The 18,409-nt window shown below is 57.9% G+C and carries 18 protein-coding genes; 11 read left to right on the top strand and 7 right to left on the bottom strand.

Annotated features, from left to right (window positions below):
- Positions 1-5: 5 nt before the first annotated feature.
- From glgX to GOB87_RS04835, 4 genes are all read right to left on the bottom strand, one after another.
- Positions 6-2,135: a glycogen debranching protein GlgX gene (glgX, locus tag GOB87_RS04820; RefSeq protein ID WP_166313413.1), complete on the bottom strand. Its 2,130-nt coding sequence runs from the start codon at positions 2,133-2,135 to the stop codon at positions 6-8.
- A complete protein-coding gene (gene glgB / locus GOB87_RS04825; protein ID WP_166313414.1) occupies positions 2,132-4,360 on the bottom strand; it encodes a 1,4-alpha-glucan branching protein GlgB in 2,229 nt (742 codons plus the stop codon). The genes glgX and glgB overlap by 4 nt, the downstream gene beginning before the upstream one ends.
- Before the next feature lie 54 nt (positions 4,361-4,414).
- A complete protein-coding gene (gene glgA / locus GOB87_RS04830) occupies positions 4,415-6,064 on the bottom strand; it encodes a glycogen synthase GlgA (protein ID WP_166313415.1) in 1,650 nt (549 codons plus the stop codon).
- Positions 6,065-6,204: 140 nt separating this feature from the next.
- Positions 6,205-6,858: an SOS response-associated peptidase gene (locus GOB87_RS04835; protein ID WP_166313416.1), complete on the bottom strand. Its 654-nt coding sequence runs from the start codon at positions 6,856-6,858 to the stop codon at positions 6,205-6,207.
- A gap of 135 nt (positions 6,859-6,993) precedes the next feature.
- Between GOB87_RS04835 and GOB87_RS04840 the strand changes: the two genes are divergently transcribed.
- Positions 6,994-7,308, top strand: coding sequence for an antibiotic biosynthesis monooxygenase family protein (locus GOB87_RS04840; protein ID WP_166313417.1), 315 nt, complete (start codon positions 6,994-6,996; stop codon positions 7,306-7,308).
- Between the two features lie 274 nt (positions 7,309-7,582).
- Positions 7,583-8,809, top strand: a complete 1,227-nt coding sequence (locus GOB87_RS04845) for an autotransporter outer membrane beta-barrel domain-containing protein (protein WP_166313418.1) — start codon at positions 7,583-7,585, stop codon at positions 8,807-8,809.
- Between the two features lie 54 nt (positions 8,810-8,863).
- Here GOB87_RS04845 and GOB87_RS04850 read toward each other — a convergent pair whose 3' ends face one another.
- Both GOB87_RS04850 and GOB87_RS04855 read right to left on the bottom strand, forming a co-directional pair.
- On the bottom strand, positions 8,864-9,145 hold the full coding sequence (locus GOB87_RS04850; protein WP_166313419.1) for a SelT/SelW/SelH family protein: 282 nt from the start codon (positions 9,143-9,145) through the stop codon (positions 8,864-8,866).
- Between the two features lie 26 nt (positions 9,146-9,171).
- Entirely contained in the window at positions 9,172-9,918 is a 747-nt protein-coding gene (locus GOB87_RS04855; RefSeq protein ID WP_166313420.1) for a methylenetetrahydrofolate reductase, read from the bottom strand.
- A gap of 178 nt (positions 9,919-10,096) precedes the next feature.
- Between GOB87_RS04855 and panS the strand changes: the two genes are divergently transcribed.
- On the top strand, positions 10,097-11,005 hold the full coding sequence (gene panS, locus GOB87_RS04860) for a ketopantoate/pantoate/pantothenate transporter PanS (RefSeq protein WP_166313421.1): 909 nt from the start codon (positions 10,097-10,099) through the stop codon (positions 11,003-11,005).
- A 2-nt stretch (positions 11,006-11,007) separates the two neighbouring features.
- Here panS and GOB87_RS04865 read toward each other — a convergent pair whose 3' ends face one another.
- Positions 11,008-11,580, bottom strand: a complete 573-nt coding sequence (locus tag GOB87_RS04865; protein WP_166313422.1) for a DsbA family protein — start codon at positions 11,578-11,580, stop codon at positions 11,008-11,010.
- Between the two features lie 238 nt (positions 11,581-11,818).
- Between GOB87_RS04865 and ffh the strand changes: the two genes are divergently transcribed.
- From ffh to GOB87_RS04905, 8 genes are all read left to right on the top strand, one after another.
- Complete coding sequence (gene ffh, locus GOB87_RS04870; RefSeq protein WP_166313464.1) at positions 11,819-13,231, top strand: signal recognition particle protein; 1,413 nt, start codon at positions 11,819-11,821, stop codon at positions 13,229-13,231.
- Positions 13,232-13,283: 52 nt separating this feature from the next.
- Positions 13,284-13,637 carry a 30S ribosomal protein S16 gene (rpsP, locus tag GOB87_RS04875; protein WP_166313423.1) on the top strand — a complete coding sequence of 118 codons (354 nt, stop codon included), beginning with the start codon at positions 13,284-13,286 and terminating at the stop codon, positions 13,635-13,637.
- Positions 13,638-13,669: 32 nt separating this feature from the next.
- Positions 13,670-14,212, top strand: coding sequence for a ribosome maturation factor RimM (gene rimM, locus GOB87_RS04880; protein WP_166313424.1), 543 nt, complete (start codon positions 13,670-13,672; stop codon positions 14,210-14,212).
- Entirely contained in the window at positions 14,209-14,937 is a 729-nt protein-coding gene (trmD, locus tag GOB87_RS04885) for a tRNA (guanosine(37)-N1)-methyltransferase TrmD (protein ID WP_166313425.1), read from the top strand. The genes rimM and trmD overlap by 4 nt, the downstream gene beginning before the upstream one ends.
- Entirely contained in the window at positions 14,934-15,323 is a 390-nt protein-coding gene (gene rplS, locus GOB87_RS04890) for a 50S ribosomal protein L19 (RefSeq protein WP_166313426.1), read from the top strand. The genes trmD and rplS overlap by 4 nt, the downstream gene beginning before the upstream one ends.
- A 213-nt stretch (positions 15,324-15,536) precedes the next feature.
- Positions 15,537-16,943, top strand: a complete 1,407-nt coding sequence (gene leuC / locus GOB87_RS04895) for a 3-isopropylmalate dehydratase large subunit (RefSeq protein ID WP_166313427.1) — start codon at positions 15,537-15,539, stop codon at positions 16,941-16,943.
- Positions 16,944-16,966: 23 nt separating this feature from the next.
- Complete coding sequence (leuD, locus tag GOB87_RS04900) at positions 16,967-17,587, top strand: 3-isopropylmalate dehydratase small subunit (RefSeq protein ID WP_166313428.1); 621 nt, start codon at positions 16,967-16,969, stop codon at positions 17,585-17,587.
- Between the two features lie 136 nt (positions 17,588-17,723).
- On the top strand, positions 17,724-18,380 hold the full coding sequence (locus tag GOB87_RS04905; protein ID WP_166313429.1) for a hypothetical protein: 657 nt from the start codon (positions 17,724-17,726) through the stop codon (positions 18,378-18,380).
- Positions 18,381-18,409: the final 29 nt, after the last annotated feature.

Consider the following 18,409-nt stretch of genomic DNA (forward strand, 5'->3'; position numbering starts at 1 on the left):
TCCTTTCAGCCGTTTGTGGACTTTGTGGCCATGGTGGCGGGATCGAGTTGCAGAAGAAGGACCGAATGCGCGGCGACGATCACGCTGTGCAACCCGGCGGTGAGGCTCTCCGGTTCCGTATGGTGCAGCCGTGCGCTGTCGAGAAGCAGACGCCATGTGCCAGTAGGAGGCGGTAGGGCACAGGGTGCTTCCGCATCGCTAGGATTGAGGATCGTGTAGGTGATATCGAAGGATTCACCATCTTCAATGGCACGTCGCAGACCAAGAAGAGGCTGTCCTCCCTCATTCCAGTTATCGACCGACATGGGCTGTCCCGCGGCATTGAACCACGCGATGTCAGAGAGATCCGGCAGGGGAGCGTGACGGCCATGCATGTAGCGTTGCGCGCGCAGGGAAGGATGTTCGCGCCGCAGGAGGATCAGTCGCGCTGTGAAATCCTGCATGTCCTGACCGCGAGGCGTTTGTGTCAGTGACCAGTCCAGCCAGGACAAATCATTGTCCTGACAATAAGCATTATTGTTTCCGTTCTGGGTTTGCCCGAATTCGTCGCCTGCGAGAATCATGGGTATTCCGTGGGCCAGAAGAAGTGTCGCCATCATGGCGCGACGAATACGATCGCGTTTTTCCACTATGGTCGCATCATCGGTCGGTCCTTCCTCGCCCCAGTTGCGGCTGTGGTTGTCCTGTGCGCCGTCGTGGTTGTTTTCCTTGTTGGCTTCGTTGTGTCTGATTTCGTAACTGACGGTGTCCATCAGGGTGAAGCCGTCATGAGCCGTCACGAAATTGACGCTGGTCCATGGGCGCCGTCCGCGATGGTCGAAAATATCGCCTGAGCCGGACAGACGGGCCGCCATATCGCCCTGCTGACATTCGTCCTGCCGCCAGAAACGGCGTGTGGTGTCACGAAAACGGTCGTTCCATTCGTGAAATCCGGGCGGGAAGTTGCCCACCTGATATCCCCCCGGTCCCGGGTCCCATGGTTCGGCGATCAGTTTGTGCGTGCGCAGAATCGGATCCTGCATGAGGGCGTCGAGAAATCCCGAATTCTGGTCATAACCATAGTTCTCGCGACCCAGGATGGTCGCAAGATCGAAGCGGAAACCGTCGATATTGAACGCGCTGGCCCAATGACGCAGGGAATCGAGCACCATCTGGAGCACGCGAGGATGAGAAAGATTGAGCGTGTTTCCGCAGCCGGTGTCGTTGATGTAATGACGTTCGTCATCGGGCACGAGGCGGTAATAGCTGGCGTTGTCGAGGCCGCGATAACACAAGGTGGGACCAAGCTCGTTGCCCTCGCAGGTGTGGTTGTACACGACGTCCATCACCACTTCGATACCGGCGGCATGCAAGGCACGGATGGCAACACGGAAATCCTCGATTTCGCCACGTCCCATATAGGCGGGGTGCGGGGCGAAGAACGCGAGCGTGTTGTAGCCCCAGTAATTGGTGACACCGCGTTCGATCAGAAAACGATCGGTAATGAATGCCTGCATCGGCAGGAGTTCGAGTGTTGTGATGCCGAGCTTTGTCAGGTGTTCCATGATGCGGGGATGGCTTAACGCTTGAAAGGTTCCGCGTATCGCTTGGGGCACATCGGGATGACGCATGGACAAACCCTTGAGATGAGCCTCCATCACGATCACGTCTTCCGGTGGAATGTCGGGCCGGTGATCGTCAGGCCAATGCACATGAGGGGCAATCACACGGCATTTCGGCATGGCGCTGGCGCTGTCCCGTCGGTCGAAGGAGAGATCCGCCCGTGGTGAGTTGAGCCTGTAGCCGAACAGGGCATCGGTCCAGCGGAGATCACCTGTCAGTTCGCGGGCATAGGGATCGACCAGAAGCTTGTGGGGATTGAAACGATGACCTTCATGCGGATCGTGCGGTCCGAAAGCGCGATATCCGTAAAGGAGGCCGGGTGAAGCGCCGGGGAGATAACCATGCCAAACTTCATCGGTGTATTCAGGAAGCCGATGACGCGCGACTTCACGACGACCTTTGCGATCGAACAGGCACAGTTCAATACGGGTGGCATTGGCGGAAAAGACGGCAAAATTGACGCCACAACCATCGTAAGTGGCTCCCAGAGGGTAGGGGGCGCCGGATTGAAGAGCGTCTGAAGCGGCGTTCATCCTGCTTCCTCAAGGGTGGGAGAGAGGATGAGAACGGCCAGCGGTGGCAGCACCAGTTCGACCGACCAGTCGCAGCCATGAGAAGCGACTGCCTGCGCGGTTACGCGGCCGCCATTGCCGACATTACTGCCGCCATAGACGCTGGCATCCGTATTGATGATCTCGTGCCAGTCTCCAGCGTTTGGCACGCCCACGCGGTAAGCATGGCGGATAACGGGTGTTGCATTCCACACCATGACAATGGGAGGAGCAGAGAGCGCGAAACGCGCCCATGCAAACACTACGTTTGCATCGTCATCGTTGATCAGCCAAGAAAAACCCGCCGGATCGATGTCGAGTTCATGCAGGGCAGGATAGGATCGGAGGGTGTGATTGAGATCGCGAACTAACCTCTGCATGCCGAGTTTGGACGGCTCGGAAAGTGAGCGCCAGTCAAGTTCTCCGTCGTGGTTCCATTCCTGCACTTGTGCAATTTCTCCTCCCATGAACAGGAGTTTCTTGCCCGGATGGGTCCACATGAAAGCAAAATAGGCCCGCAGATTGGCATGTTGCTGCCAGCTATCGCCCGGCATACGGGCAAGCAACGAGCCTTTGCCGTGCGTTACTTCGTCATGAGAGAGAGGGAGAACGAACCGTTCGGAAAATGCATAATGTGTACCGAAAAGAATTTCGGAAAGATGGTGGCCGCGCCATAATGGGTCGCGCTGCATGAAATGCAGGGTATCGTGCATCCATCCCATGTTCCATTTGAAGGAAAACCCAAGACCTCCATCCACCGTCGGGTGTGTGACACCGGGCCATGCCGTGGATTCTTCAGCGACGATCTGAACATCGGGTGCATGGCGTTGCAGAGTATCGGTCAGTTCCCGCAGGAACGACACAGCCTCGAGGTTTTCACGTCCTCCGTGGATGTTGGGAAGCCAGTCGCCGCTCTGACGGCTGTAGTCGCGATACAACATGGAGGCGACCGCATCCACGCGAAGACCATCGACGTGAAAATGCTCACACCACATCAAGGCGCTGGAAATGAGGAAGGCGCGCACCTCGTGCCGTCCATAATTGTAAATCAGCGTGTTCCAGTCACGATGCATCCCCTCACGCGGATCTGCGTGCTCAAAAAGGGCGGTTCCATCGAAACAGGCCAGACCGTGCAGATCGTTGGGGAAGTGGGCGGGCACCCAATCCAGAATGATACCGATCCCGGCATCGTGGCAGGCGTTTACAAACGCAGCGAAATCTTCCGGACTGCCGTGGCGGGCGGTAGGAGCAAACAGCGCGAGTGTCTGATAACCCCATGATCCACCGAAGGGGTATTCCATGATGGGAAGAAGTTCTATGTGCGTAAAGCCGTTTTCCACCGCATAGGGAATGAGATCGCGTGTCAGATCCCGCCATGTGGCGATGCGGTCCGGGTCTCCGTTGGGGCGACGCCATGAAAGAGTGTGAACTTCATAGATCGAGAGTGGTGCCTGCGGCGCGTGGCGTGCGGCGCGGGTTGCCATCCATGCATCATCTGTCCAGGGAAATGGATCATTTCGTGCCACGACGGAGGCTGTGGCGGGAGGCAGTTCGGTCCGACGTGCAAAGGGATCGGCCTTTTGTGGAAGAAGCGTGCCGTCCTGCGCCATGATCTCGAATTTATAGCGCTCTCCGGCTGTGAGGCCGGGGATGAAGAGTTCCCACACGCCAGCTCTATGACGCAGTCGCATGGGATGACGGCGACCGTCCCAGATGTTGAAGTCTCCGATTGCGGACACGCGACGGGCGTTGGGTGCCCAGACAGCAAAGCGCACACCCGTCACGCCGTGGAGTGTCACGGGATGTGCGCCCAAAAGGTGATGAACGTGAAAATGACGGCCTTCGGCAAAGGCGTGCAATTCTTCTTCCGGCAGGATGGGGCCGAATGAGTAGGGATCGCTGACCTCCTCTGTGGCATCCGCCCAGATTACGCGCAGACGATAAGACGCTCCTTTGCGGATGGTGCCGATGAACATACCGGTATCGTCCACCGGACGCATGGCGCGCTCGATGGGAGGTGAACGGGGACGCTCGACGAGCAGTCGGACTTTGGCGGCATGTGGGTAAAAGACACGGACGATATCGAGCGAGCCCGCATTGTGCCGGCCGAGGATGGAAAAAGGATCGCCACAACGTCCGGCCAGAAGATCATCGGTGTTTTCGGGAACATGATAGAGGGCGCCATTTCGATCCTGTCTCGTTGGCATCCCTCAGGCTCCTTTGCTGTGTGATGATCTCGTGTGATTTATGGCTTTGAGAATTCAGGCGCTGTTGCGGTGCGTGGAAGGAGGAATGGGGGGTTTTCGAGCGATGTGCCGTTTGCCGCTGAAAGCATGTCCTCGCACATTGTCTGAGGCGTGCGCGGAGGAAAGCCGCACGACATTGGGTTCTTTCGGTTCAACGATTTCTACTTCCGCAAGTTTCGCAAAGAGTCTGGAATATTGTATGGATTTTTCATGCCATGAGACATCTGTGGCGGCCCCGTTCTTCTGAAGCTGTGACCATGCCTTGCGGTTCTCTCGGAAAAGACGACGCGCCCGCTCAACCGTGACTGCGAGTGTCGCGCCGTCGATGGGTGAAAACAGAAAACCTGTGCCAACGCCGCGTTCTATGGCAGCGTCGTTGGCGTCGACCACTGTGTCAGCCAGTCCTCCCACGCGCGAGACGATGGGAACGGCTCCGTAACGCAGAGCGCACAGCTGAGTGAGACCGCAGGGCTCGAAGCGTGAAGGGACAAGAAGGGCATCGACAGCGGAGGGCAGGCGGTGACCGAGTTCTTCGCTGTAGCCGATATGGCAGGCGAAACTGCGGGGGAATCTTCTTTGCAGGGCGGAAAAAGCGCGGTGAAGAGGGCGATCCCCTTCGCCCACAACAATGACTTGGGTGTTGGAGACAAGCAGCCGCTCCATGATCTCTGGCAGGAGATCGACGCCTTTTTGCCGTGTCAGACGACTGACGATGCCTATGAGAAAGGCATTGCGGTCCTGCGGCAGGCCAAATTCTGCTTGAAGGGCGAGTTTGTTGGACAGCCGCCCGATGGTGTCGCCCACGACGTAAGGAAAGCGCACGGCAGGGTCATGGGCAGGATTCCAGACGTTGATATCCACGCCATTGAGAATGCCGGTGAGGTCGGAGGTGCGTGTACGCAGCAGACCGTCGAAGCCCATTCCCCATTCGCGACCTTGGATTTCCTGCGCATAGGTGGGCGAGACCGTGGTGATCCAGTCACTGAAAAACAAACCGGCTTTGAGAAAACTGATGCGGCCGTGAAACTCGCAACCGTCGATGAAAGCTGCTTGAGGCGGCAATTCCAGAATGGGCAGATCGGTGGGGGGGAAGCTGCCATGAAAGGCGAGATTATGGATCGTCTGGACGATACGGGGGCGTCGGCTCATGCCATTGGCGTGGAGGGGAGACTCTCCATCGTAGTGCAGATAGGCTGCTGTGAGGCCGGCCTGCCAGTCATGCAGTTGCACGATGTCGGGATGGTAATTTTCAAGCCCGCCTTGACCGATGGTGGCAGCAGCACGGGCCAGAGCCGCAAAACGTAGGCCGTTGTCAGGCCAGTCGCAGCCTTCAGGTGTCACGTAGGGATTGCCGGGACGATCATAGAGAGCGGGAATATCGAGAACCAGTAACTCCTGCCCGCCAACTTGCCCGATCTTGAGTTGTGCGGCGTGACCCAGAACGAGACCGAACTCAACAGAACGGTAGGCCACTTTCTCCATCGCCGCCAGAACGGCAGGATAGCCCGGCAGGAGTGTGCGGGTTTGCACATCATAAGGCGTGAGGGCTGACGGAAGCGACGCCGTGACATCTCCAAGTCCACCTGTCTTCACGAACGGGAACATTTCCGAGGCTACGGACAGTAAATGCAATGGGCGGGAGAGGGTCAGCGCCGCAGGTGCCATCGTTTTGCCATCCTCGTGCTGCTTGATGCCGTTTTCGGCAATCTGTTTTCGAATAAGGTCGTTCTTGTGAAAGGAACGATCCGAAGGCAGCGAGTATCAGGCATCACGGAAAAGTGATTCTGGCCGGGCAGTCGCGAAGTTCAGATGGGTGCGAGCAGAGAGGCACTGTTGTTGGCAGGTGTGTTGACGTTCCGACTGACGGGATAACATTCCAGCGCATCGTCAGGAGTGGGGTGGAGGAGAGAGCAGGCGCTGTCTGCCGCACCACCCAGCCATGTTGACCAGTCGTCCTCTTCAATTGTCACGGGCATCCGATCGTGGATCGGACTCATGAGAGCGTTGGCGCGTGTGGTGAGGATGACGAATGTGCGCACCCACTCTCCGTCGTGTTGCCAGTTCTCCCACAATCCGGCGATAGCCAGTGGTTGCGCGTTCTTGCGTCGGAACGCCCATGGCTGGCGGGGCGATGAACCTTTTTGCCACTCGTAATAGGCGGTTGCCGGCACAAGTGCCCGGCGATTTTCGAAGGCTGAACGAAAGAGGGGAGAAGTGGCGACGGTTTCAGCGCGTGCGTTGATGGGTTGCCGTCCGGCTTCCTTGGCCCAGTGCGGAATGAAGCCCCAGCGAAGCAGATCGAGATGACGTTCTTCGGTTTCCGGTTTCATGCGGACGACAGGGGCCTGCTGGGATGGGGCGATGTTCCATGATGGGGGCCAGTTCGGCACGGTGCCCGTGATTCCGAACACAGTCCGCATGAGTTCGACTGTCAGATCGTTGGCGAAGCGTCCGCACATGTCCGTTTTCCTTTGTCTCGCGAAAATATCGACAGAGACTACGCAATGGAGAAAGATCAATGCAGCAGAGAGGCATGTGCAGGCTTTTAATGTGGCATGCTGGGTTTTGCAGCGATCTTTTCAAGGAGTGTTTCGATGTACATTGCGATGAACCGTTTCCGTGTCAGCCCTGAAAATGAGGAGGCGTTTCAGAAGCGTTGGCTCGACAGGGAGGTTTTTCTCAAGACTGTTCCCGGCTTTGTGAGTTTTCAGTTTCTGCGTGGTCCGGTGCGGGAAGATCATGTGCTTTATGCTTCTCACACGGTCTGGGAATCTCACGAGGCTTTTGTGGGGTGGACGCAGTCGGAACAGTTTCGGCAGGCGCACGCGAACGCCGGGCAGGGAAAGCCGCTGACCATGGGGCCGCCTGTGTTTGAAGGGTTCGAGGTTCTGCAGAATGTAGAGAAGTAAGGAAAAATGCATCGTGCGGCGGGAGAATCCTGCCATACAACATTCAACTTACTCTGAGATCAGGTAACTTTCATGGTATCTTTTGGATGCGTATTGTATATATTTCATTCCATAATCATATAAATGATAATTATTTAGTTATTAATTCATTAATTTATTTTATTAACGGAAAACTTACTTAGGGAGAAAATGGGTCAGCATTTAGGTTCTCTTCGGATTTCAGGAAACCCTGATCGGGAGTTGCTGAAGTTCTAATGAATTTCAGGAGAGAACAATGGTTTCGACCACACATATCAACCTCACAGATGCTGATACGTCTGCTACACTGGTATCAGGTCAGACATATGTCGTGGGTAATGCGGCTTCTTCCGTTGGTGATGTGACGGCCTGGTATGACAATAATCTCGTGATGACGGGAAAGGCTGATGTCACAGTAAACGGTTATGGAACTACGGTGGCGTTCACCGATACCGCTGCTGGAAGTTCTGTTACGCTGAATGCCGGCGGCAATACGATCAAGGACTTGCAGAACGGCAGTGTAAATGGTGGCAGCGTAGCCGGAAATACGTTTCTCGATTTGTCCAATACCTCTGGTTCAAACTCATCGATACAGGTGGGAGCGTATTCCACATTCGTCGATGGCCGTAACCTCGACATCATTGCGGGCGCGAAGTCCACGTTTGATGGATGCACGGGTGGTTCCATCACAACTGGCTCGGACTCCCATATCGACAAGTTTCTGCAGGGAACGATCACGGCCGGTATCAAGACGGTTGCGGGTGAGATTGATACCTCTTCCGTGGAACTCGGGCGCGACAGCACCGTCGGCAAAATGATCGACGATAAGCTGATCACCGATGGCACGGGTGTATCCGTGGGCATCCTCGAGAACTCATCCGTCAACATGGCGCAGGATGCGACCGGCGCTTACACGAATGCAGGATATGGACAGTTTGTCGTTACGGATTCCCTTATCGGCACTAATCTGATCCATGCTCAGTCGGTCGACATCACCATGGGCAGCCGTGACTGGAATGCCGACCTTGAGGTCAATACATGGGGCGACAGTGGATCGAGCATTACGGGTGGCACCGGTAATCAGCACGCAACCGAAAACGGGGCGGGCAAGATGACTTTCATTAGCGCGGACAGCAATGTCCATGGCGCCTTTACAGCCGTCGGTGGTTCTGGTTCCGATCTTTTTGTTGCCAATAGCAGCATGAATATGACGGGCGGCACAGGGGGCGGCAATACGTTTGACATTATGAAGACGGCTGCTGGCGCGCGCGATGTCATCACCGACTTTACGGCGGCAAAGCACAACACGATCGATCTGACCGGTTTTGGCTTGACCCAGAGTGGTCTTGCCGATGTGCTCGACCATGCGACCGTCTCTTCGGCCGGTCTCGCGCTGCATCTTAACAGCAACACGACACTGACTGTGGCGGATGTGCATGACACGAACACCCTGACAGCCAGCAATTTCTCGCTGCTTTCCTGAAATTAAAGACCGGGCGGCTCGTTCGCTGCCCGGACTGGAACACCGTGGGTCGCTTTAGCGGTCCACGTGCCCCAGATCACGTTCGGGGGCGATGACGTCCCGCACGCGCTGCTTGAGTTCCTTGGGGCCGGGAAAGCCGCTATCGCGCTTGCGTTCCCACACAATGACGTCGTCCACGCTGATCTCGAACCGGCCACCTGTGTCTGGACACAAAGCCACTTCCGCCAGTTCGGTGCCGAACGTCTGGAGTAGCTCCTGCGCCATCCACGCGGAGCGGAGGAGCCAGTTGCACTGGGTGCAATAGTGGATGCGGACCTTGTGAGGGGCTGCGGTCATGGTCGGCTCCATCGTGTGGAAAAGGTTCAGCCCTGCAGAACGCCTTCGAGCGGTCGGAGATAGTTTGCGAGTTTTACGCGCAACGGCATGAGATAGACCGAATCCCCGTCATCGCGCACTTCACGAATGGCCTGTGCGGCAAAGGTGAGATTGGCTTCCATCGTGGGCTCGAAATCACGCGGAAAGACAATGTGATTGGTCGTCTCCCAATAGGAACGTGACTTGGGGCCGATCACAGGTGAGAAGCCCCAGAAAACCTGCTGATCATGCAACCAGTCGCGACAGAGATCGAGCATTTTCATATCGAAGAGGGGTTGTGTGAAAAAGCCGCAGGCTCCGGCTTCGCGCTTGCGGGCCACATCCTCCAATTCCTTGTAGGGCGCGCGGCGGTATGGGTCGAAGGCGGCGTAAACCTTGAGGTGCGGCGCTTCACGTCGGTAACGGCGAATGATGGCGTCTGAGGTATTGGGAAACACGCGACGGCTCAGATCCGCCGGTGGATCGCCTTTTACAACAAGAATCTCCGTCAGGCCCGGCAGGTCGAGACCCGGCAGCGGGCCGTTCGGGTCAATGTCGATGGCGCGGACATGCGGGATCACTGAGCGAAAGTTCGGGCGCACGAGTGTGGCAGCTTCCCAGCTTCGCAGCGAAAAGCGCTGGATGTCGGGAATGTTGATGGTGTCCACAAAGGGGAGGCATGCACGAAGCTCGGCCACTTCGCGCTGGATGGTGTCCGCATCGCGCGGGACGAGTTCGATGGAGACACGGCTCATGAGAAGGGGCCTGCTTCAAAAAGGATCATGGATTTAGTGTAGCGGAGGGTGGCGTGGGGTGAAACTCCGGCCACACGGATCGTCATGATTGATCTGTATCGCCTCTTCCTTTCATAAGGCGCGCAGATGTCGCGAAAAGGGGAGATCGGATGGGTAAAAGGGCGGAAGACGTGCGCGCATGCTGACACGGCTGTTTCCTGTGTGGGCTGTACTCGTCTCACTGATGGCCGTGCTGCGGCCCGGTCCCTTTCTGGTCATTACCCCAGTCATTACGCCGCTGCTGGCGTTCATCATGTTTACCATGGGCGTGACGCTCACTGTGGCGGACTTCCGGCGTATCGCCCGCAAGCCCTATCCGGTGCTCGCAGGTGTGGCGCTGCATTATCTTGTGATGCCGCTGGCGGCATGGGGAATTGCAAAGGCGCTTGCCATGCCCAACGATCTGACGACCGGCATGGTTCTGGTGGGATGTGTCGCCAGTGGCACTGCTTCCAACGTGATGATTTATCTGTCGCGAGGAGATGTGGCACTTTCGGTCAGTATCAGCACTCTCTCCACGCTGGTGGGGATTGTGGCCACACCTGTGCTTACGAGGTTGTATGTAGCGGCGGATGTGGCCGTGGACAGTTGGGGGCTGTTTCGCAGCATTCTGGCACTCGTGGCCGTTCCGGTGGTGGGAGGTGTATTGGTCAACACCTTCTGTCATCGGGCCGTGCGTCGGATGGAACCAATGCTGCCACTCGTGGCGATGGTGGCGATCCTGACCATCATTTCCAGCATTGTCGCAGCGGCAGCACCCGCTTTGGGAGCGGTCGGGCCACTCGTGCTGGTGGGCGTCATCCTTCACAACGCTGTCGGCCTGCTTGGTGGCTATTGGGGCGGACGAGTGTTGGGCTTCGATGAATCCGTGTGCCGGACGCTGGCGCTGGAAGTCGGCATGCAGAATTCGGGCCTCGCCGCGACGTTGGGGCGGCTTTATTTCTCACCACTCGCGGCCCTGCCGGGCGCGGTGTTCTCCATCTGGCACAATATTTCCGGTTCGGCTCTGGCGGCCATCTGGGCGTCACGGCCTTCCCGGAGGAACTGAGGTCAGTTTCGGGACGGCAAAAGGCGCGCCACCCATGCGTCGACTGGATCGCCGCTGCTCATATCCGGTTGCACCAGTCCGTCGATCATGAAGGTGGGAGAGGCGTGGATGCCGTTCTGGCGCGAGTATTTGCAGTGCCACTTGATTTCGCGATCCAGGTCCGGGATTGCGAAAGCCGGTTTGAGGGTGAGACCGCTGTAGCGTTCCAGTCGTCCGATGATGTCATCGGGGGTGGCATGTCGGTTCGGACCTTCGCAATGATGTGCGAACTCGAACTCCTCGCGGTGATCGGCCACGGCCTGCATTGCGCGGCGTGCCGCATCCTTTCCTTCTGGCAGCGTGGAAGCTGCGAGGATGCAGCGCACGACAACGCCGGAGAAAAGGTGCCATGGCTGCGATTGCATGCGCAGTTTCACGGTAATCCGGTCCTCTCCCGCCTGTTCCAGAAGGGCCCCCAGTTTGTTGAATGCTTTTACCGAGAACGGGCAGGTCGGTTCGAGAAACATTTCCAGCAGGCGAGGGCCGTGTCCCCATGTGAGTGGCGCGGCATGCCATGAGGTGGGAGTGCCAGCCATTGGGTGTTCTCCATATATATTTCAGGGATGACATGGCAGGATGGGTTGCTGGGCTGCTTAGCGCAAGCTTGAGGGCCGCGGCGAGTTGTTGAGTGCATCCGTCAGTCTTTTCCTGAAATGGCCGTTTGATTCCGTTTGACAGGGCGAATGGTCGGGGCGTAGACAGACCGCCATACATGAGTCCCGCCACATCGCGAGTGTTCGCGCAGTGGCGCGTATTGTTTTGGGGAAACGCCTTTTGTTCGAGTCTTTGTCAGACAGGTTCTCCGGGGTCATCGGTGATCTTGGCAAGCGCGGCACGCTGAGCGAGGCCGACGTTGCCGAGGCCATGCGTGAAGTCCGGCTGGCCATGCTGGAAGCGGACGTGGCGCTTCCGGTCGTCAAGGACTTCGTCAACAAGGTCAAGGAACGCTCTGTCGGCGCAGAGGTGCTGGAGAGCGTTTCTCCCGGTCAGGCCGTTGCCAAGATCGTCAACGACGCGCTGATCGACGCGCTCGGTGGCGCGGGCGCCGTTCCCCTCAACCTGAACGCAGCGCCGCCTGTGCCGATCCTGATGGTCGGTCTTCAGGGTTCGGGCAAGACGACGACATCGGGCAAGATCGCCCTGCGTCTGGCAACGCGCGAGCGTAAGAAGGTGCTGCTGGCATCGCTCGATACGCAGCGTCCGGCGGCTCAGCTTCAGTTGCAGCAGTTGGCCGAGCGCGCAGGTGTTGCGTCGTTGCCCATCATTGCAGGCCAGACGCCGGTGGAGATCGCGCAGCGGGCGATGGAGACGGGGCGTCGTGAGGGGTATGACGTCGTCATCCTCGACACTGCCGGGCGTCTCTCCATCGACGAAGCGTTGATGAACGAGGTGCGTCAGATCCGTGATGTGACGCATCCGGCCGAAACGCTTCTGGTCGTCGATGCGATGACCGGTCAGGATGCGGTCAACACAGCCAAGTCTTTCAATGAGGCTGTGGGCGTGTCCGGTGTGGTCATGACCCGTATGGACGGTGATGCGCGCGGTGGTGCGGCGCTGTCCATGCGCGCGATCACGGGTGCGCCGATCAAGCTGACGGGCTCGGGTGAGAAGCTCGATGCGCTGGAAGAGTTCCATCCCGAGCGCGTTGCCGGACGTATTCTCGGTCTGGGTGATATTGCCGGGCTGGTCGAGAAAGCTGCCGATACGCTCGATCAGGAAGAAGGCGAGCGGCTGGCCAAGAAGATGATGGCCGGCAAGTTCGATCTGGACGACTATGTCGCGCAGCTCAAGCAGATCCAGAAGATGGGCTCGATCTCGGGTATTCTGGGGATGCTGCCCGGTATGGGCAAGCTCAAGGACATGGTGGCGGAGAAGAACCTCGACACCACTGTGTTCAAGCGCCATCAGGCCATGATTTCGTCCATGACGAAGGCCGAGCGCAAAACGCCGGGCATTATCAAGGCGTCACGCAAGAAGCGTATCGCTGCCGGGTCCGGCACAACAGTTCAGGAAGTCAACAAGCTGCTCAAGCAGTTCGATGACATGTCCACCATGATGAAGCGGGTCAACAAGCTCGGGCTCAAAGGCCTGATGCGGCAGGCCTCCGCGCTCATGTCCGGGGGTGGGATGCCGGGAGGGCCGGGTGGCCGTCCGGGTGGTCCCGGAGGTCGGCCGCCTTTCGGCTGATCCATCCCCGACCCGTTCCTTTTCTTTTCTGGCACTATCCGGAGTAGTCTGAATGAGCCTCAAGATCCGTCTCGCCCGCGCCGGTGCGAAGAAGCGTCCGTACTATCACATCGTTGTGGCCGACAGCCGTTCGCCGCGTGATGGCCGCTTCATTGAGCGCGTGGGTGCCTACAACCCGATGCTGCCGTCCGATCACGCTGACCGCGTGAAGCTGACGGAAGAGCGCATCAAGCATTGGCTGTCGCAGGGTGCCCTGCCGACGGACCGCGTGGCCCGTTTCCTCGGTCAGGCTGGCGTGATCGCGAAGCCGACATGGAACGAGCAGCCCAAGCAGTCCGCGCCGAAGAAGAAGGCGCAGGAACGTGCGAAGGCGGCGGCAGACGCTGCGGCGGCTGCAGCGGCCTGAGGACAGAGCAGACCGAAAGACGCTTTCCAGCCATGACGGACGGACGCATCCAGATCGGAGTTGTGGGGAGGCCGCACGGTGTGCGCGGGCTTGTGCATGTGCACAGTCTCGCGACCGATGCGGCGGCTCTCGCCTCCTATGGTGTGCTGACGGACGATCGGGGCGGCAAGTGGACGCTCAGTTGGCGTTCGGGCGATGTGGCGGAACTGCGTGATGCGCAGGGACAGCCGCTTGCCGATCGGACGGCGGCGCAGGCACTGGTCAATCGCAAGCTCTATGTCACGCGCGATCAGCTTCCCGAGCCAGAGGATGAAGAGTTCTATCACAGTGACCTGCTTGGTCTGGCGGCTGTGGAGGACGGGCAGCCTCTGGGACGGATTGTCACGGTCCACGATTATGGTGCGGGTGTGAGCCTTGAGCTCGACACGGGTCTGATCGTGCCGTTCACGAAAGCCTGCGTGCCGGAGGTCGATCTGACCTCAGGGCGCGCAAGCATTGTGCGGCCCGTGGAAGTGATCGGTGAGGAGGCGCAGGTTCCCAAGCGGGAGCGGGTTGCCTCGGACGATGTGGCATGAGCTGGACGGCTTCCATCCTCACCCTGTTTCCGGACATGTTTCCCGGTCCGCTCGGCCAATCTCTGGCCGGTCGGGCGCTGGAAAACGGAACGTGGAACTGTGACGTGCGTGATCTGCGCACGTTCGGGTTGGGGCGGCACAACGCTGTGGACGACACGCCGTTTGGCGGCGGGGCGGGCATGGTGATGCGGCCGGATGTGGTGGAGGCGGCGCTTGAGTCGGTGTCCCGCCATGACGGTGCGCCGTGTGTCTATCTGACGCCGCGCGGTCGTCCGCTCTCACAGGCGGATATCCGCCGCTATGTGTCCGGACCGGGGGTAACCCTCCTGTGCGGACGCTATGAGGGTGTGGATGAGCGTGTGCTTGAGGAACGGGCGATCGAGCAGGTCTCGATCGGCGATTACGTTCTCTCGGGTGGCGAGACGGCGGCGCTGGTGCTGCTCGATGCCTGCGTGCGGCTTCTACCGGGCGTCATGGGGTCAGTGGACAGCGGTGTCGAAGAGAGCTTTTCCGACGGTCTGCTTGAATATCCTCTCTATACCCGCCCGGCCGAGTGGAAGGGCCGGGCCGTGCCGGACATTCTCCTGTCCGGCAACCATGCCGCCATCGCCCGCTGGCGGCGCGAACAATCCGAGAAGGCTACGCGCGAGCGCAGGCCCGATCTGTGGGCAGCCCATCTGTCTCACGCATCAAGACCATCCGTTCACGAAGGACATTCGTCATGAACATCATCCAGCAGTATGAGGCCGCCGAGATCGCGCGCCTGTCCGCCGCCCGCGCGGTTCCCGAGTTCCAGGCCGGCGACACGGTGCGCGTGTCCGTCCGCGTGAAGGAAGGCGAGCGTGAGCGTCTTCAGGCCTATGAAGGTGTTGTGATCGCCCGTTCCAACAAGGGCCTGAACAGCAACTTCACGGTGCGCAAGATTTCGAACGGCGAAGGTGTAGAGCGTGTGTTCCCGCTCTATGCGCCCACAATCGCGGAGATCAAGGTTGTGCGTCGCGGCAAGGTGCGTCGTGCGAAGCTGTATTATCTGCGTGGCCGTCGCGGCAAGTCCGCACGTATTGCCGAGCGCGCCCGTGACACGGGACCGGCCGCCAAGGCCAGCGCGTAAGCTTCGCGCTCTGGAAGGCCGGTGCTCTGCAAGGGCACCGGCCTTTTTCTTTTGCGGGGGAGAAAGCCTGCTCGCTACTGGCGAAGCGGGTCGTTCATTCCCACGTGACCGGACAGGGGCTTTGGCTGCTTGCAGGGCTGCGGCGTACTTGACGCCCTGCGCTTTGGGCAGGCAAAGCTCGTGTCGTTGATTACAGGAAGTTCAGGAACCGCCATGTCGCCCCGCACGCTCTTCGACAAGATCTGGGCCAACCACGTTGTCGATACACTCGAGGACGGCACGGCGATCCTCTATATCGACCGGCATCTTGTGCATGAAGTGACGAGTCCTCAGGCGTTTGAGGGGCTGCGGCTGGCCGGGCGAAAGCTGCGGCATCCAGAAAACACCATTGCGGTTGTGGACCATAACGTGCCGACGTCCGATCGCACCAAGCCAATCGAGGAAGCGGACAGCCGCAACCAGATCGAGACGCTGGAGCGCAACGTCAAGGAATTCGGCGTTCCGTATTTTCCGCTGCTTTCGGCCAATCAGGGCATCGTGCATGTGGTCGGCCCCGAGCAGGGTATCTCGCTGCCGGGCATGACTATTGTGTGCGGTGACTCCCACACATCCACTCATGGCGCGATGGGCGCTCTGGCGTTCGGTATCGGTACATCCGAGGTCGAGCATGTGATGGCGACGCAGACCATTCTGCAAAAGCCCGCCAAAAACATGAAGATCGCCGTAGAGGGTACTCTTGCTCCGGGCGTGACGGCCAAGGACGTGGTGCTGGCCATCATCGGCAAGATCGGCACGGCGGGTGGCACAGGGCATGTGATCGAGTTCACAGGTTCGGCCATTCGTGGACTGGACATGGCCGGTCGCATGACCGTGTGCAACATGGCCATCGAGGCCGGTGCGCGTGCGGGCCTGATTGCACCGGATGAGACGACCTTCGAATATGTGAGGGGCCGCCGGTTCGCACCCAAAGGCGCGGATTTCGACGCTGCCGTGGCGTATTGGAAGACGCTGGTGGCCGATGAGGGGGCAGTGTACGACACCGAAGTCACTCTGCGGGCTGAAGAGATCGAACCGTGTCTGACATGGGGCACCAGCCCCGAGACGGTGCTGTCGATCAATGCCACAATCCCCGATCCTGCCAATGAGCCGGATGAGGCCAAGCGCGCGCAGTTACAGCGGATGCTGGACTATATGGACCTCAAGGCCGGTGCGAAGATCGCGGGTACGCCGGTCGATGTGGTGTTCATCGGTTCCTGCACCAACAGCCGTATCGAAGATCTGCGCGCTGCCGCATCCATCGCTGCAGGTCGCAAGGTGGCAGACGGTGTGCGGGCGATGATTGTGCCGGGCTCCGGACTGGTGAAGGCACAGGCGGAAGAGGAAGGGCTGGACCGCATCTTCCTCGATGCAGGCTTCGAGTGGCGTGAGGCCGGGTGCTCCATGTGTCTGGGCATGAACCCGGACAAGCTGACGCCGGGGCAGCGCTGTGCGTCCACGTCCAACCGCAATTTTGAGGGACGGCAGGGGCCGGGCGGACGCACGCACCTGCTTTCACCTGCAATGGCCGCCGCCGCCGCCGTGACAGGTGTGCTGACCGACGCCCGCGAACTGAACGCCTGATCCCGGCAGAAGGACCGACCACGATGGAAAAGTTTACGACCCTCACGGCCATCGCAGCCCCTCTGCCTGAGGCCAATATCGACACGGACAAGATCATCCCCGCGCGTTTTCTCAAGACGACGAAGCGCACGGGATTGGGTGTCCATGCTTTTGACGGGATGCGTTACCGTCCGGATGGTTCCGAGAACCCGGACTTCGTGCTGAACAAAGAGCCGTATCGCAAGGCGCAGATCCTTATCACGCATGAGAACTTCGGCTGTGGATCTTCGCGTGAGCACGCGCCTTGGGCGTTGTTGGATTTTGGTATTCGCTGCGTGATCGCACCGACCTTTGCCGACATCTTTTTCAACAACAGCTTCAAGAACGGCATCCTGCCGATCCGTCTGCCGCGTGAAGTCTGCGATGAACTGATGAAGGATGCGACGCAGGGAGCGAACAGTCGCATTACTGTCGATCTGGAACGTCAGGTTGTGATTCGTCCGGATGGAGAAGAGATTTCTTTCGAGATCGACCCGCTGCGCAAGCACCTCCTGCTGGAGGGGCTGGACGATATTGGCCAGACGCTCAAGCGGGAAGGGGCGATTGAGGCGTTTGAGGCGAAGCGGGCCAAGGACGAGCCTTGGTTTCCGAAGATTGCGGTGTGAAAAGGTGGGGATTTTGCCCCGCTTTTTTATGGCTGGATTGGGGGGAAAGCCGAATGTCTGTTTTGGGAAGACATATGTAGAATCTCGATGTTATATATTGGAGGTATTAATTTCAGAATATAAAGAGACGTTTCAAATGTTTGATGAAGATGAAATTATTTCTGCCCTGAATATTTTTTGGCCGAAAAAGAAAAAAGCTCGGAAAAACCTACAAGATGAATATCTTGGAGGTAAATGCAAATGGATAGATATTATTAAAATATATGAAGAAACTGTAAAAAATCATCTTGATGCCATTAAAAATAATCCAAATTCCTCCAAAAGGGAAAAAATTGCACGTCGAATTATTATAGATAGCTGCCTTCGAACGCCTGGTGATTACCCCTTATTTTATGCCATGCCTCTATACGTTTCAGGTGGTTTTATTTCAGAGATCAAAAAAGGAAACTTGAAATTTCCAAAAATCAAAGAACATGTAATACCTTTATCCTTGTGTTCTGGCACAAAAATGATAGAAAATCCGGAGTTGTTTGAAGTTTATCAAAAGAGTGTTATCGGACCTATTTGTCTTATAACAACGAATGAAGACAAAGGTCTGAAAGAATTTCGGAAAAATCACCCAAATATTGAAAAGCCATTTTTAAGATACTCAGGAGTAATAGACGTATACAATACACTTGATGGATCAAAAATAGATTGCTCTGATTTTTCTTTTTATGACCATATAAATATTATGGATAAATGTCCTGCTTATCGATCTGCGATAAAACCCGAATTTAGAAAGGAAGCTTAAAGCTACTCAAGGGTTATTGATAACCTCCT

It is taken from the genome of Acetobacter estunensis (genome assembly GCF_011516945.1).
In the GTDB taxonomy this organism is placed as follows: Bacteria; Pseudomonadota; Alphaproteobacteria; order Acetobacterales; family Acetobacteraceae; genus Acetobacter; species Acetobacter estunensis.